At 66.4% G+C, this 13,247-nt stretch carries 14 protein-coding genes; 6 read left to right on the forward strand and 8 right to left on the reverse strand.

What is annotated here, in order from left to right; translation table 11 throughout:
- Both P0Y43_RS06150 and P0Y43_RS06155 read right to left on the reverse strand, forming a co-directional pair.
- Positions 1-186 carry a hypothetical protein gene (locus tag P0Y43_RS06150; RefSeq protein ID WP_275636406.1) on the reverse strand — a complete coding sequence of 62 codons (186 nt, stop codon included), beginning with the start codon at positions 184-186 and terminating at the stop codon, positions 1-3.
- A 14-nt stretch (positions 187-200) separates the two neighbouring features.
- On the reverse strand, positions 201-1,820 hold the full coding sequence (locus tag P0Y43_RS06155; RefSeq protein ID WP_275636407.1) for a phospholipase: 1,620 nt from the start codon (positions 1,818-1,820) through the stop codon (positions 201-203).
- A gap of 188 nt (positions 1,821-2,008) precedes the next feature.
- Between P0Y43_RS06155 and P0Y43_RS06160 the strand changes: the two genes are divergently transcribed.
- Together P0Y43_RS06160 and P0Y43_RS06165 are read left to right on the forward strand one after the other, a co-directional pair.
- On the forward strand, positions 2,009-2,950 hold the full coding sequence (locus P0Y43_RS06160) for an AEC family transporter (RefSeq protein WP_275636408.1): 942 nt from the start codon (positions 2,009-2,011) through the stop codon (positions 2,948-2,950).
- Between the two features lie 55 nt (positions 2,951-3,005).
- The gene (locus P0Y43_RS06165) at positions 3,006-4,367 is read left to right on the forward strand and encodes an amino acid permease (RefSeq protein WP_275636409.1); all 1,362 of its coding nucleotides are present in this window, start codon (positions 3,006-3,008) and stop codon (positions 4,365-4,367) included.
- A gap of 58 nt (positions 4,368-4,425) precedes the next feature.
- Here the strand turns inward: P0Y43_RS06165 and P0Y43_RS06170 are convergent, their stop codons facing one another.
- The 6 genes from P0Y43_RS06170 to gatC form a co-directional block, all read right to left on the reverse strand.
- Complete coding sequence (locus P0Y43_RS06170) at positions 4,426-4,803, reverse strand: carboxymuconolactone decarboxylase family protein (protein ID WP_275636410.1); 378 nt, start codon at positions 4,801-4,803, stop codon at positions 4,426-4,428.
- Between the two features lie 10 nt (positions 4,804-4,813).
- On the reverse strand, positions 4,814-5,857 hold the full coding sequence (locus tag P0Y43_RS06175; RefSeq protein ID WP_275636710.1) for a calcium/sodium antiporter: 1,044 nt from the start codon (positions 5,855-5,857) through the stop codon (positions 4,814-4,816).
- Between the two features lie 61 nt (positions 5,858-5,918).
- Positions 5,919-6,320, reverse strand: a complete 402-nt coding sequence (locus P0Y43_RS06180) for a septal ring lytic transglycosylase RlpA family protein (RefSeq protein ID WP_430540223.1) — start codon at positions 6,318-6,320, stop codon at positions 5,919-5,921.
- 114 nt (positions 6,321-6,434) lie between these two features.
- Positions 6,435-7,880: an Asp-tRNA(Asn)/Glu-tRNA(Gln) amidotransferase subunit GatB gene (gatB, locus tag P0Y43_RS06185; RefSeq protein ID WP_275636411.1), complete on the reverse strand. Its 1,446-nt coding sequence runs from the start codon at positions 7,878-7,880 to the stop codon at positions 6,435-6,437.
- Between the two features lie 11 nt (positions 7,881-7,891).
- Positions 7,892-9,343, reverse strand: coding sequence for an Asp-tRNA(Asn)/Glu-tRNA(Gln) amidotransferase subunit GatA (gene gatA / locus P0Y43_RS06190; protein ID WP_275636412.1), 1,452 nt, complete (start codon positions 9,341-9,343; stop codon positions 7,892-7,894).
- 15 nt (positions 9,344-9,358) lie between these two features.
- Positions 9,359-9,646 carry an Asp-tRNA(Asn)/Glu-tRNA(Gln) amidotransferase subunit GatC gene (gene gatC / locus P0Y43_RS06195; RefSeq protein ID WP_275636413.1) on the reverse strand — a complete coding sequence of 96 codons (288 nt, stop codon included), beginning with the start codon at positions 9,644-9,646 and terminating at the stop codon, positions 9,359-9,361.
- A 202-nt stretch (positions 9,647-9,848) separates the two neighbouring features.
- On the opposite strand from gatC, the gene mreB reads away from it, so the two are divergent.
- From mreB to P0Y43_RS06215, 4 genes are all read left to right on the forward strand, one after another.
- On the forward strand, positions 9,849-10,886 hold the full coding sequence (gene mreB, locus P0Y43_RS06200; protein WP_003255163.1) for a rod shape-determining protein MreB: 1,038 nt from the start codon (positions 9,849-9,851) through the stop codon (positions 10,884-10,886).
- 160 nt (positions 10,887-11,046) lie between these two features.
- Positions 11,047-12,075: a rod shape-determining protein MreC gene (mreC, locus tag P0Y43_RS06205; protein WP_275636712.1), complete on the forward strand. Its 1,029-nt coding sequence runs from the start codon at positions 11,047-11,049 to the stop codon at positions 12,073-12,075.
- Positions 12,075-12,563 carry a rod shape-determining protein MreD gene (gene mreD / locus P0Y43_RS06210; RefSeq protein WP_275636414.1) on the forward strand — a complete coding sequence of 163 codons (489 nt, stop codon included), beginning with the start codon at positions 12,075-12,077 and terminating at the stop codon, positions 12,561-12,563. Before mreC ends, mreD begins: the two co-directional genes overlap by 1 nt.
- A gap of 32 nt (positions 12,564-12,595) precedes the next feature.
- Positions 12,596-13,195: a Maf family protein gene (locus P0Y43_RS06215; RefSeq protein ID WP_275636415.1), complete on the forward strand. Its 600-nt coding sequence runs from the start codon at positions 12,596-12,598 to the stop codon at positions 13,193-13,195.
- Positions 13,196-13,247: the final 52 nt, after the last annotated feature.

Raw genomic sequence — 13,247 nt, forward strand, 5'->3', positions numbered from 1 at the left:
TCACCCTTTCAGAATCGAACGGTCAACCCGCACCGCCAGCGCGCCGTCCCCCGGCGCCACCTCGAACGCCACCTGTCCATCCGTCACCGCCGCCCGGCCAACCACCCGGCCTGCGCGCAGCAGCTCCAGCGGCATCCCTTCCAACGCCTGGCCCGACGCCAGTTCCAGCTTGATCCTGATCTTCATCGCTGAGCTCCTTGTCACGCGTTACGGTCGATGTAATTCGCCAACTGGCCGTCCAGGCTGGCAATCAGTTCCGGCGACCCGCCGCGGAACTGACGGAACAGGTTGCGCCCCCGGCGCTGGGCATCCAGCGGTACCTGCACGGTCGGGTGGAAGCGGTCGCCGAGCACGGCATAGATACTCCACGGCCCGATGTACGACTCATTGACCCCATCAGTGACACTGAACGCATAGCGCACCGCGTTGCCGGGCTGCCAGTTCAGCCCATCCGGCTCACGCCGTTGCCAGCCATCGGCGAGGATCGTTGGCGCCACGCCTGGCGCCTCGATGAACCCGCTGGGCTTGTTGGGCGTGTAGTCCTTGAGCAGCAGGTAGGTGCTCCAGCCCCACCAGTCGGCGATGTACTGCCGGTCGTCGAGGTTGTTGACGTCCTTGCGCCGCAGCACGGTCTTGCCGTCCAGGCGGTACAGCGGGGCGAAGTTGCCCGGCACCTGGTCGCGCTCGGCGGCCTGCAGGTCCGGGGCCAGGCGCAGGGCGGCGTAGTCGCCCGGCAGGCGCCCGTCGACGAATACCTGGAACACCTCGTCGGCCGAGCGCTGCACCGCCCGCGCGACCTGGCGGCGGTTGGCCGCGTCGACGCTGTCGAAGTAGCGCTTGTCGCCATACGCCCGCCACTGCTCGCCTTCGGCATTGCGCACGCGCAGGCCGTATTTGCTGTCTTCGTCGTGCATGAAGCGCGAGATCAGCGAGCCGATGTCGCTGGGGGTGACCGTGTCGGCCAGGGCTTTGCGAGGCACGCGCAGGTGCCCGGCGGAGAACAGGTCGGTGAGGAAGTGGTCGGCGAAGGCGTTCATCGCGTAGGCCAACTGCAAGTCGCGCTCCTGGCCGCTGGCGCGGGCGCGCAGGGCTTGTTGCAGGGCGGCGGCGTGGCCGGCCTGGTAGGCCAGTTGCGCGTGGGCAGCGAAGTGGTCCCAGTTGCTGGCGGCCAGTTTCAGGTAGCGACCCAGCGGGAGCAGGTCGGACACTGCGCTGCCACCGCCGGTGATGCGGTTCCAGCGCGCCGACAGGCTGTCGCCGAGGGCATCGTAGACCTCATGGGGCTGGCGGCCGTCCTTGATGGCCTGGTTGGCGGCGCTGATCTCCTCCTGCATGACCGCGAGGATCGCCTGGGCTTCGTCGCGTGCGGCGGGCAGGCGGGCCAGCGAGTCGAAGGCCTGGGCGAAGCGCTCTGCGCGTTCTGCCGGGGTCGCGCCATCGGCGATGGGGCGCTCGGGCACGCCGTAGAAGTCCCCGCCCAGGGCGATCACCTGGCCATAGGTCAGGCTCAGGCCGTTGGGCAGCGCCAGTGGCGATTGGTGGGCAGGGATGCCCGGTCGGCCAGCGGCGTAGCGCAGCAGGGTGTTGTCGCCGATGGCGGTGTGCTCGCCGCCCTCGAAGCGCAGCTCCGGGCCGCGCGGCTTGGGTGTTGGCAGGGTAGGCAAGCGGTGGTACTTGACGGTGTGATGGCCGTGCATGACCAGTATCAGGTGGTTGTCGGCACCGTGCAGGTCTATGCCGTGGGCGTCGAATAACTGGTCGAGGTCGGCGACCACCAGGGCGGCCTGGATGGCCGCTGCAGGGGTTTGCATTTCTGACATTGATTGCTCCATGCGATGTCTGAAAGTCCATAGGATACTGTATATGCATACAGTTATTCGGATCATATGCCGGAAATTTCCTACGTCAAGTTCTCTTTCGTGCCTGATCTACCGCGCATGGCAGGCGCATCACTTGGCGCTGACGTATGATTAGCCCCCTAACGGCAACCCCCTCAGGATCGCGCTCCATGCTCGCCCTCCTTATCCAGACGCTGAACATCACGGCTCCGGTCTTCGCCATGTTGTTCATGGGCGTGCTGCTCAAGCGCATCCGCTTGATCGACGACAACTTCAACAAGGTCGCGTCTGCGCTGGTGTTCAACGTGTGCATGCCGGCGCTGCTGTTCCTCGGCATCTATCACGCCGACCTGTCATCGGCGGTCAAGCCCGGGGTCATCCTCTACTTCATCGGCGCCACCTTGGTCGGCTTCGCCCTGTCATGGCTGTTGGCGATCTGGCGCTGCCCGCGAGCGGACCGCGGCATCTACACCCAGGGCGCGTTTCGCGGCAACAATGGCGTGATCGGCCTGGCCCTGGCGGCCAGCCTGTATGGCGACTACGGCATCTCGCTTGGCGCGGTGCTGGCGGGGCTGGTGATCCTCATGTACAACTCGCTGTCGACCGTGGTGCTGGCGGTGTACAGCCCAAGCTTGAAGTCCGACCCTTGGAGCCTGTGCAAGAGCATTCTCAGCAACCCGCTGATTCTCAGTGTGCTGATCGCCACGCCCATGGCTTATGGCCAGGTGCCGTTGCCTAACTGGCTGCTGACCTCCGGCGACTACCTGGCGCAGATGACCCTGCCGCTGGCGCTGATGTGCATTGGCGGAACCCTGTCGCTGGCGGCGCTGCGCGACAGTGGCCGGCTGGCCATCGACGTCAGCCTGGTGAAGATGGTCTGGATGCCGCTGCTGGGCACCCTGGGCGCCTGGCTCTGCGGTTTTCGCGGTGCCGAGCTGGGCATCCTGTTCCTCTACATCGGCAGCCCGACCGCCGCCGCCAGCTACGTCATGGCCCGGGCGGCCAACGGCAACCACGAACTGGCGGCGTCGATCATCGTGATCACTACACTGATGGCGGCGATCACCACCAACATCGGCATCTTCATCCTGCAGTGGGGCGGATGGATCTAGATGCTGGCGGCCCATCATTCCAACAACACTGCCTCCCTACGCTAAAGGACACTTCATGCAAGACCAGAACACGCCCGAGCGTTTACAGCGCGGGTTGAAGAACCGCCACATCCAGCTGATCGCCCTGGGTGGGGCGATCGGCACCGGCCTGTTCCTGGGTATCGCCCAGACCATCCAGCTGGCCGGTCCCTCCGTGCTGCTGGGTTACGCCATCGCCGGCCTGATGGCGTTCTTCATCATGCGCCAGCTGGGTGAGATGGTGGTCGAGGAGCCGGTCGCCGGCAGCTTCAGCCACTTCGCCCACCAGTACTGGAGCGAGTTCGCCGGTTTCGTCTCCGGCTGGAACTACTGGGTGGTCTACGTGCTCGTCGGCATGGCCGAGCTGACCGCCGTGGGCATCTACGTGCAGTACTGGTGGCCAGATTTCCCCACCTGGGCCACGGCGGCGATCTTCTTCGTGGCGATCAACGCCATCAACCTGACCCAGGTGAAGGTGTACGGGGAGATGGAGTTCTGGTTTGCCCTGGTCAAGGTAGTGGCGATCGTCAGCATGATCGGCTTCGGCGCCTGGCTGCTCGGTAGCGGCCATGGCGGCCCGGATGCCAGCGTGGCCAACCTGTGGCAGTACGGCGGCTTCTTCCCCAACGGCGTCACCGGGCTGATCATGGCCCTGGCGGTGATCATGTTCTCGTTCGGCGGCCTGGAACTGGTGGGCATCACCGCCGCCGAGGCCGACAACCCGCGCCAGAGCATCCCCAAGGCCACCAACCAGGTGGTGTATCGCATCCTGATCTTCTACATCGGCGCGTTGGCGGTGCTGTTGTCGCTGTACCCGTGGCAGAAGGTGGTGCAGGGCGGCAGCCCGTTCGTGATGATCTTCCATGAGCTGGACAGCGACCTGGTCGCCACCGTGCTCAACGTGGTGGTGCTGACCGCCGCGCTGTCGGTGTACAACAGCTGCGTCTACGCCAACAGCCGCATGCTGTTCGGCCTGGCCAGCCAGGGCGATGCGCCGCGCCAGTTGCTCAAGGTCAGCCGCCGTGGCGTGCCGTTGGTGGCGCTGGGTATGTCGGCCCTGGCCACTGGCCTGTGCGTGGTGATCAACTACCTGATGCCAGGCGAGGCCTTCGGTTTGCTGATGGCCTTGGCGGTCTCGGCGCTGGTGATCAACTGGGCGAGCATCAGCATCACCCACCTGAAGTTCCGCAAGGCCAAGCTGGCGGCGGGCATCGCCCCGTTCTACCGCAGTTGGGGGCACCCGCTGACCAACTACCTGTGCCTGGCGTTCATCGTGCTGATTCTGGTGGTGATGTACCTGACGCCGCCGGTGCGTATCTCGGTGATGCTGATTCCGCTGTGGATCGCCGCGTTGTGGGTGGCGTTTCGGTTGAAGAAGGCGCGCCAAGCGAAAGGCTGAGCGCGACCTTCATAGGAGCGGGGCAAGCCCGCTCCTGATACAGGGCGCGGGTTCGTCGTCAGGCCTGGTAGCTGTCGATCACTTCCTGCGCCGCGCGGAACGCATCGATCGCCGCCGGCACCCCGGCGTACACCGCGCAGTGCAGCAATGCCTCGCGGATCTCCTCCACCGTGCAGCCATTGTTCAGTGCGCCGCGCACGTGGCCCTTGAGCTCCTGCGGGCATTTCAGCGCGGTCAGTGCGGCCAGGGTGATCAGGCTGCGGGTCTTCAGCGGCAACCCCTCGCGCGACCACACGCTGCCCCAGGCATGCTGGTTGACGAAATCCTGCAGCGGCTGGGTGAATTCGGTCGCATTGCCCAGGGCGCGGTCGACGAAGGCGTCGCCCATTACCTGGCGGCGAACCTGTTCGCCGGGTGTCTTCTCGGTGTCGGCCATGTTTTTTTCCTTAGTGTTGGCGGCGCCAGGCGCGCACGGTGGTGTACAGCAGCACCACGGCGAGCACTGGCAGGACGTAGAACAGCATCAGGCGCTCCAGCCGGCCGGCCAGCGGCATGCCGGTGGTGAAGGCCACCACGTGCAGACCATAGGCCAGGTACAGGCACAGGAACACCAGGCCTTCGGCGCGGGTGACCCGGTAGCCGGAATAGAACACCGGCAGGCTCAGTGCGGCGACCCCGAGCATTACCGGCAGGTCGAAATCCAGGGCATTGGGTGAGATCGATAGCGGCTGGGGAGCGACCAGCGCGGTCAGGCCGAGCACCGCCAGCAGGTTGAACAGGTTGCTGCCGATCACCGTGCCCACGGCGACTTCCCGCTCGCCGCGCAGGGCGGCGATCAGCGCCGCGGCAAGCTCTGGCAGCGAGGTGCAGACGGCGACCACGGTGAGGCCGATGATGCGCTCCGACAACCCCAGGTCGGTGGCCACTTCGACCGCCGCTTCCAGCAGCAGGTGCCCGGCCAGGCTCAGCAGGCCCAGGCCCAGGGCAATCTGCAGCAGGGCCTTGGCCCAGAAGCGTCCGGGGCTGCTGTGGGCGACCGTGGCGGCTGGGTAGGTGCGCGCGTAGTGGCGCGACTGGTGCCACAGCATCGCCAGGTAACCCAGCAGGCCCGCCAGCAGCAGCGCGCCTTCCAGGCGGCCCAGCTCGGCGTTGGCCGCCAGCAGGTAGACCAGCGCGCTGGCGGCGATCATCAGCGGGATGTCCAGGCGTACCAGCTGGCGCGACACGCGCAGGGGGATGATCAACGCGGCCAGGCCGAGGATCACCAGCACGTTGAAGATATTGCTGCCGATCACGCTGCCGACGGCTACGTCGGGCGCGCCCTGGTAGGCGGCTTGCAGGCTCACGGTCAGTTGCGGCGCGGTGCTGCCGAACGCCACCAGGCTCAGGCCGATGATCAGCGGGCGCACGTGCAGGCGCGTGGCCAGGCGCAGGGCCGCGCGCACCAGCAGTTCGGCGCCGACGATCAGCAGCAGCAGGCCGAAGCCCAGTTGCAGGAGGCTGAAGGTGGGAAGGGTGGCCAGGTCGAAAATGATGGGTGCTCCGCTTGGGTCAGTCGCTCAGACCTTGTACCCGGACGCGCGCCGTTCCGCTACGGAGCATGCCGATTTTTTCTGCAGCGGCGCGTGACAGGTCGATCAGCCGGCCCCGGGTATGCGGCCCGCGGTCGTTGATGCGCACCACCACGCTGCGTTGGTTGGCCAGGTTGGTGACCAGCACGCGGCTGCCGAAGGGCAGGCTGCGGTGGGCGGCAGTGAGGCCGTGCTGGTTGAAGGGCTCGCCGCTGGCGGTGCGTTTGCCGTGGTGGCGGGAACCGTAATAGGAGGCGGTGCCGGTTTCGTCGTAGCCGCGCGGATCGATATCGTGCGTGGCGCAGCCGGCGAGGAGGGAAAACAGGGCGAGGGTGCTGCCGATGCGGCGTATCAAGGGGTTGTGCTCCGGTACGGCAACCATTGCGGGGGACCCATCACGGGGCAAGCCCGTTCCTACAGGAACGCGATGGCCCTTGTAGGAGCGGGGTTGCCCCGCGATCGAGGGCGAAGCCCTCGCCGCGGGTGCGGGTTCAGGTCACCCTTCGAGCTTGGCCTTGAGCAATTGGTTCACTTGCCCCGGGTTGGCCTTGCCCTTGGAGGCCTTCATCGCCTGGCCGACGAAGAAGCCGAACATCTTGCCGCGCTTGGCCTCGTCGGCGGCGCGGTACTGTTCGACCTGCTCGGCGTTGGCGGCCAGCATCTCGTCGAGCATCTTGTCGATCGCGCCGGTGTCGGTGACCTGCTTGAGGCCCTTGCTTTCGATGATGCTGTCGGCATCGCCTTCACCGGCGGCCATGGCCTCGAACACGGTCTTGGCGATCTTGCCGCTGATGGTGTTGTCGCGGATGCGCAGCAGCATGCCGCCGAGCAGCTCGGCGCCGACCGGCGACTGGTCGATCTCCACGCCCAGCTTGTTCAGCAGGCTGCCCAGCTCGACCATTACCCAGTTGGCCGCAAGCTTGGCGTCGCCGCCGATGCTCGCCACCTGCTCGAAGTAGTCGGCCTGCTCGCGGCTGGCCGCCAGCACGTTGGCGTCGTAGGCCGACAGGCCGTACTGGTGCTGGAAGCGCTCGACCTTCTGTTGTGGCAGCTCCGGCAGGCCGGCGCGCACGCTGTCGAGGAAGCTCTGCTCGATGACCACCGGCAGCAGGTCCGGGTCGGGGAAGTAACGGTAGTCGTTGGCTTCCTCCTTGCTGCGCATGGAGCGGGTCTGGTCCTTGTTCGGGTCGTACAGGCGGGTTTCCTGCACCACCTTGCCGCCGTCCTCGATCAGCTCGATCTGGCGCTGGATCTCGTGGTTGATCGCCTTCTCGATGAAGCGGAACGAGTTGACGTTCTTGATCTCGCAGCGGGTGCCGAACTCGGCCTGGCCCTTGGGTCGCACCGACACGTTGCAGTCGCAGCGCAGCGAGCCTTCGGCCATGTTGCCGTCGCAGATGCCCAGGTAGCGCACCAGGGCGTGGATCGACTTGACGTAGGCCACGGCCTCCTTGGCGCTGCGCATGTCAGGCTCGGAGACGATCTCCAGCAACGGCGTGCCAGCGCGGTTCAGGTCGATGCCGGTGGCACCGCTGAAGTCTTCGTGCAGGCTCTTGCCGGCGTCTTCCTCCAGGTGCGCGCGGGTGATGCCGACGCGCTTGATGGTGCCGTCCTCCAGGGCGATGTCCAGGTAGCCCTTGCCGACGATCGGCAGGTCCATCTGGCTGATCTGGTAGCCCTTGGGCAGGTCGGGGTAGAAGTAGTTCTTGCGCGCGAACACGTTGCGCGGGCCGATTTCGGCGTTGATCGCCAAGCCGAACATGCAGGCCATGCGCACGGCTTCCTGGTTCAGCACCGGCAGTACGCCGGGCATGCCGAGGTCGACCAGGCTGGCCTGGGTGTTCGGCTCGGAGCCGAAGGTGGTGGCGCTGCCGGAGAAGATCTTCGACTGGGTGGCGAGCTGGGTATGAATCTCCAGCCCGATCACAACTTCCCATTGCATGTGTGAATTCCTCAGAAGCCGTTGGGGGCGCGGGTGTGCCAGTCGGTGACTTGCTGGTAGCGGTGCGCGACGTTGAGCAGGCGGCCTTCCTGGAAGTACGGGGCCAGCAGTTGCACGCCCACCGGCAGGCCATCGACGAAGCCGGCGGGCATCGACAGGCCCGGCAGGCCCGCCAGGTTGGCGGTGATGGTGTAGACGTCTTCCAGGTACGCGGCGACCGGGTCGGCGTTCTTGGCGCCGAGCTTCCAGGCCGGGTTCGGCGTGGTCGGGCCGACGATCAGGTCGACGCCTTCGAAGGCGGCCATGAAGTCGTTCTTGATCAGGCGGCGGATCTGCTGCGCCTTGACGTAGTAGGCGTCGTAGTAGCCGGCCGACAGGGCGTAGGTGCCGACCATGATGCGTCGTTGCACCTCGGTGCCGAAGCCTTCGCCACGCGAGCGCTTGTACAGGTCGGTGAGGTCTTTCGGCTCTTCGCAGCGGTGGCCGAAGCGCACGCCGTCGAAACGCGACAGGTTCGAGGAGGCTTCGGCCGGCGCGATCACGTAGTACGCCGGGATGGCGTGCTGCATGTTCGGCAGGCTGATTTCCTTGACCACCGCGCCGAGCTTTTCCAGCTCCTTGACGCTGGCCTGCACCAGCTCGGCGATGCGCGGGTCGAGCCCGGCGCCGAAGAACTCCTTCGGCAGGCCGATGCGCAGGCCCTGCAGCGAGGCGGTCAGGTTGGCCGAGTAGTCTGGCACCGGCTCGTCGACGCTGGTCGAGTCCTTGGCGTCGAAGCCGGCCATGCCTTGCAGCAGCAGCGCGCAGTCTTCGGCGGTGCGCGCCAGCGGGCCGCCCTGGTCGAGGCTCGAGGCGTAGGCGATCATGCCCCAGCGCGAAACGCGGCCATAGGTGGGCTTGAGGCCGGTGAGGTTGGTCAGCGCCGCTGGCTGGCGGATCGAGCCGCCGGTGTCGGTGCCGGTGGCGGCCGGCAGCAGGCGCGCGGCCACGGCGGCGGCCGAGCCGCCCGACGAGCCGCCAGGCACGTGCTCGAGGCTCCACGGGTTCTTCACCGCGCCGTAGTGACTGGACTCGTTGGCCGAACCCATGGCGAACTCGTCCATGTTGGTCTTGCCCAGCGAGACCATGCCGGCCTCGGCCAGCTTGGCGACCACGGTGGCGTCGTACGGCGCCTTGAAGTTGTCGAGCATCTTCGAGCCGCAGCTGGTGCGGATGCCGGTGGTGCAGAACAGGTCCTTGTGGGCGATCGGCGCGCCCAGCAGCACCCCGGCCTCGCCAGCGGCGCGGCGGGCGTCGGCGGTGCGGGCCTGTTGCAGGGCCTGCTCCTCGGTGACGCTGATGAAGCTGTTGATCTGTGGGTCGAGTTGCTTGATGCGCGCCAGCAGGGCGCCGGTCAGCTCCTCGGAGGAAAACGACTTGTCGGCGAGTCCGCGGACGATCTCGGCCAGGGTCAGTTGATGCATGGCAGGCTTTATCCCTTACTCGATGACTTTCGGAACCAGGTACAGACCGCTTTCGGTCGATGGCGCGATGGCTTGGTAGCGGTCGCGCTGGTTGCTTTCGGTGACCTGGTCGGGACGCAGGCGCTGGGTGGCCTCGAGGGGGTGGGCCAGGGGCTCGATGCCGGTGGTGTCGACGGCTTGCATCTGGTCGACCAGCCCGAGAATACTGTTCAAGGCATCGGTAATGCGTGGCAGTTCGCTTTCATTCAGGCCCAGGCGGGCCAGGTGGGCGATCTTTTCCACGTCGGAGCGTTGAAGCGCCATGGGGATCTCCAGGGAAACAAAGAACGGATTGGGTCCGCGATGAGGAACATGCCGGGATTCTGGCGGTCATACGGCCGCGATCATCTGCAGGCTTGCTCGGAAAAACTGCCAATTTAACATATTGGCTCCTTGCCCAAAATCCCTGCCATTGTTAGAGTTTGCCGCACTTTTTTACCCACGCTTTCCCCAGGGTCACTTTCCCATGTTCAAGAAACTGCGTGGCATGTTTTCCAGCGATCTGTCCATCGACCTGGGTACTGCCAACACCCTTATCTACGTGCGTGAGCGCGGTATCGTCCTGAATGAGCCCTCGGTCGTTGCCATCCGTACCCACGGCAACCAGAAAAGCGTCGTGGCCGTCGGTACCGAAGCCAAGCGCATGCTCGGCCGCACCCCAGGCAACATTGCCGCCATTCGTCCGATGAAGGACGGCGTGATCGCCGACTTCAGCGTCTGCGAGAAGATGCTGCAGTACTTCATCAACAAAGTGCACGAAAACAGCTTCCTGCAGCCCAGCCCACGCGTGCTGATCTGCGTGCCGTGCAAGTCGACCCAGGTCGAGCGCCGCGCCATCCGTGAATCGGCCCTCGGCGCCGGTGCCCGCGAAGTGTTCCTGATCGAAGAGCCCATGGCTGCGGCCATCGGTGCCGGCCTGCCGGTCGAAGAGGCCCGTGGCTCGATGGTCGTCGACATCGGTGGCGGCACCACCGAGATCGCCCTGATCTCGCTGAACGGCGTGGTATACGCCGAATCCGTGCGTGTTGGCGGCGACCGCTTCGACGAAGCCATCGTCACCTACGTGCGCCGCAACTACGGCAGCCTGATCGGCGAATCCACCGCCGAGCGCATCAAGCAGGAAATCGGCACCGCCTACCCGGGCGGCGAAGTGCGCGAAGTCGACGTGCGTGGCCGCAACCTGGCCGAGGGCGTGCCGCGTGCCTTCACCCTGAACTCCAACGAAGTCCTCGAAGCCCTGCAAGAGTCGCTGGCAACCATCGTCCAGGCGGTCAAGAGCGCCCTGGAGCAATCGCCGCCTGAGCTGGCCTCCGACATCGCCGAGCGTGGCCTGGTGCTGACCGGTGGCGGCGCGCTGCTGCGCGACCTGGACAAGCTGCTGGCCCAGGAAACCGGCCTGCCGGTGATCGTCGCCGAAGACCCGCTGACCTGCGTCGCCCGTGGCGGTGGCCGTGCGCTGGAAATGATGGACAAGCACGCCATGGACCTGCTCTCCAGCGAGTGATCCCGCGCGTCGGTTCCTGAAGGCCCGGTTTACAGGTGGCACGCGCAGTGCTACCTGTATGTGCTGGCTGGCGTCCGTTGGGCGCCGTTTCCGTCAACCCGCAGGCCGGCCGGTGCATCGCGCCATGGCCGCCTGAGTCGTCGTCCACGAGGAACGGCCCATTAAACCGCTTTTCTCCAAGGGCCCTTCGCTGGGCGTTCGTCTGCTCGTGCTGGTGGTGCTGTCGATCGCGCTGATGGTGGTCGACTCGCGCTTCGACGTGCTCAAGCCGGTGCGCAGCCAGATGGGGCTGGTGCTGATGGAATCCTATTGGGTCACCGACCTGCCGCAGCGCGCCTGGCAGGGCGTGGCCGGCCAGTTCGGCAGCCGCACCGAGCTGATCGCCGAAAACGAAAAGCTCAAGACCGAGGCCCTGCTGTTGCAGGGGCGCCTGCAGAAGCTGGCGGCCCTGACCGAGCAGAACGTGCGCCTGCGCGAGCTGCTGAACTCTTCGGCGCTGGTCAACGAGAAGGTCGAGGTGGCCGAGCTGATCGGCGTTGACCCCAACCCATTCACCCACCGCATCCTGATCAACAAGGGCGAGCGCGACGGCGTATTCCTCGGCCAGCCGGTGCTCGACGCCCGTGGCCTGATGGGCCAGGTGGTCGAGCTGATGCCCTACACCTCACGGGTGCTGCTGCTGACCGATACCACCCACAGCATTCCGGTGCAGGTCAACCGTAATGGCCTGCGTGCCATCGCCAGCGGCACCGGCAACCCCGAGCGCCTGGAGCTGCGCCATGTGGCCGACACCGCTGACATCAAGGAAGGCGACCTGCTGGTGAGTTCCGGCATGGGCCAGCGCTTCCCGGCCGGCTACCCGGTGGCCACGGTCAACGAAGTGATCCACGATTCCGGCCAGCCGTTCGCCATCGTTCGCGCCATCCCCACGGCAGCGCTCAACCGCAGCCGCTACATGCTGCTGGTGTTCAGCGACCGGCGCAGCCCCGAGCAGCGGGCCACCGAAGCCGCGATCGCCCAGGAAGAGGCCGATCGCAAAGGCACCGTGAACCCCGCGCCGGCTACCCCGGCACCGGCCGCTGCGCCTGCTGCTGCGACCACCCCGCCTGCCGCCGCCCCCGCGCCTGCCCATGGTTCGGCCCAGTCTCACCCGGCCGCCGCCGCGCCGGCCCAACCCCGGAGAGAATGATGGCTGGCACCCGCAGCAGAAACGGCTGGGCCATCTGGCTGACCTTCGTCATCGGCTTGTTGCTCAGCGTCACGCCCATGCCGCAGTTCATGGAAGTGTTCCGTCCGATGTGGCTGGCGCTGTTGCTGGCGTTCTGGACCCTGGCGGTGCCAAACAAGGTCGGCATGACCACCGCCTTCCTGCTCGGTCTGGCCGAAGACGTGCTGTACGGCACGTTGCTCGGGCAGAACGCGCTGATCCTCACGCTCATCACCTTCCTGGTGCTGTCGCTGCAGCAGCGCCTGCGCATGTTCCCGATGTGGCAACAGAGCCTGGTGATCCTGGTGGTGTTCGGCATTGCCCAGTTGATCCAGCTGTGGCTCAGCGCGCTGACCGGCAACCGCCTGCCAACCCTGGCGCTGGTGTGGTCGGCGGTGATCAGCGCCTTGCTCTGGCCATGGATCAGCTTCGCCTTGCGCGACATGCGCCGGCGCTTGCACATCAACTGACGGCTCGCCGCCGCTGACAGGGAGACGTCTACATGACCGCGCTGTACCTCGCCTCAGGCTCCCCACGCCGCCGTGAACTGCTGGCCCAGATCGGCGTGCCGTTCACTGTCGTCAGCGCCCCCGTCGACGAAACGCCTTTGCCCGATGAGGCCGCTGCCGCCTACGTCGAACGCCTGGCGCGGGCCAAGGCGGTGGCCGGCTTCGGCCAACTGGTCGGCCCGGGCGTAGCGCTTGGCGCCGACACCGCCGTCGTGCTCGACGGCGCCATTCTCGGCAAGCCCGAGAACCGCGAGGACGCCCTGGCGATGCTGGGCGACCTGTCCGGGCGCGAACACCAGGTGCTCACCGCCGTGGCGCTGACCGATGGCCAGCGCAGCCTGAGCCTGTGCGTGGCCAGCACCGTGCGCTTTCGCGCCATCTCCTTCGACGAAGCCTGGCGCTACTGGGCCAGCGGCGAACCCGCCGACAAAGCCGGTGGCTACGCTATCCAAGGCCTGGGCGCGGTGTTCGTCACGGGCCTGGAAGGCAGCTACTCGGCGGTGGTCGGCCTGCCGCTGAGCGAGACCGCCGACCTGCTCGGCCAATTCGGCATCGCCTGCTGGCAGCCACTCGAGGATTCAGCAGCGCCCTAGCCAGCCACCCGACAGCGATCCATCATTACCCAAGACCTTTGACGAGAGCCTG

It is taken from the genome of Pseudomonas entomophila (assembly GCF_029193575.1).
Lineage (GTDB): Bacteria > Pseudomonadota > Gammaproteobacteria > Pseudomonadales > Pseudomonadaceae > Aquipseudomonas > Aquipseudomonas entomophila_G.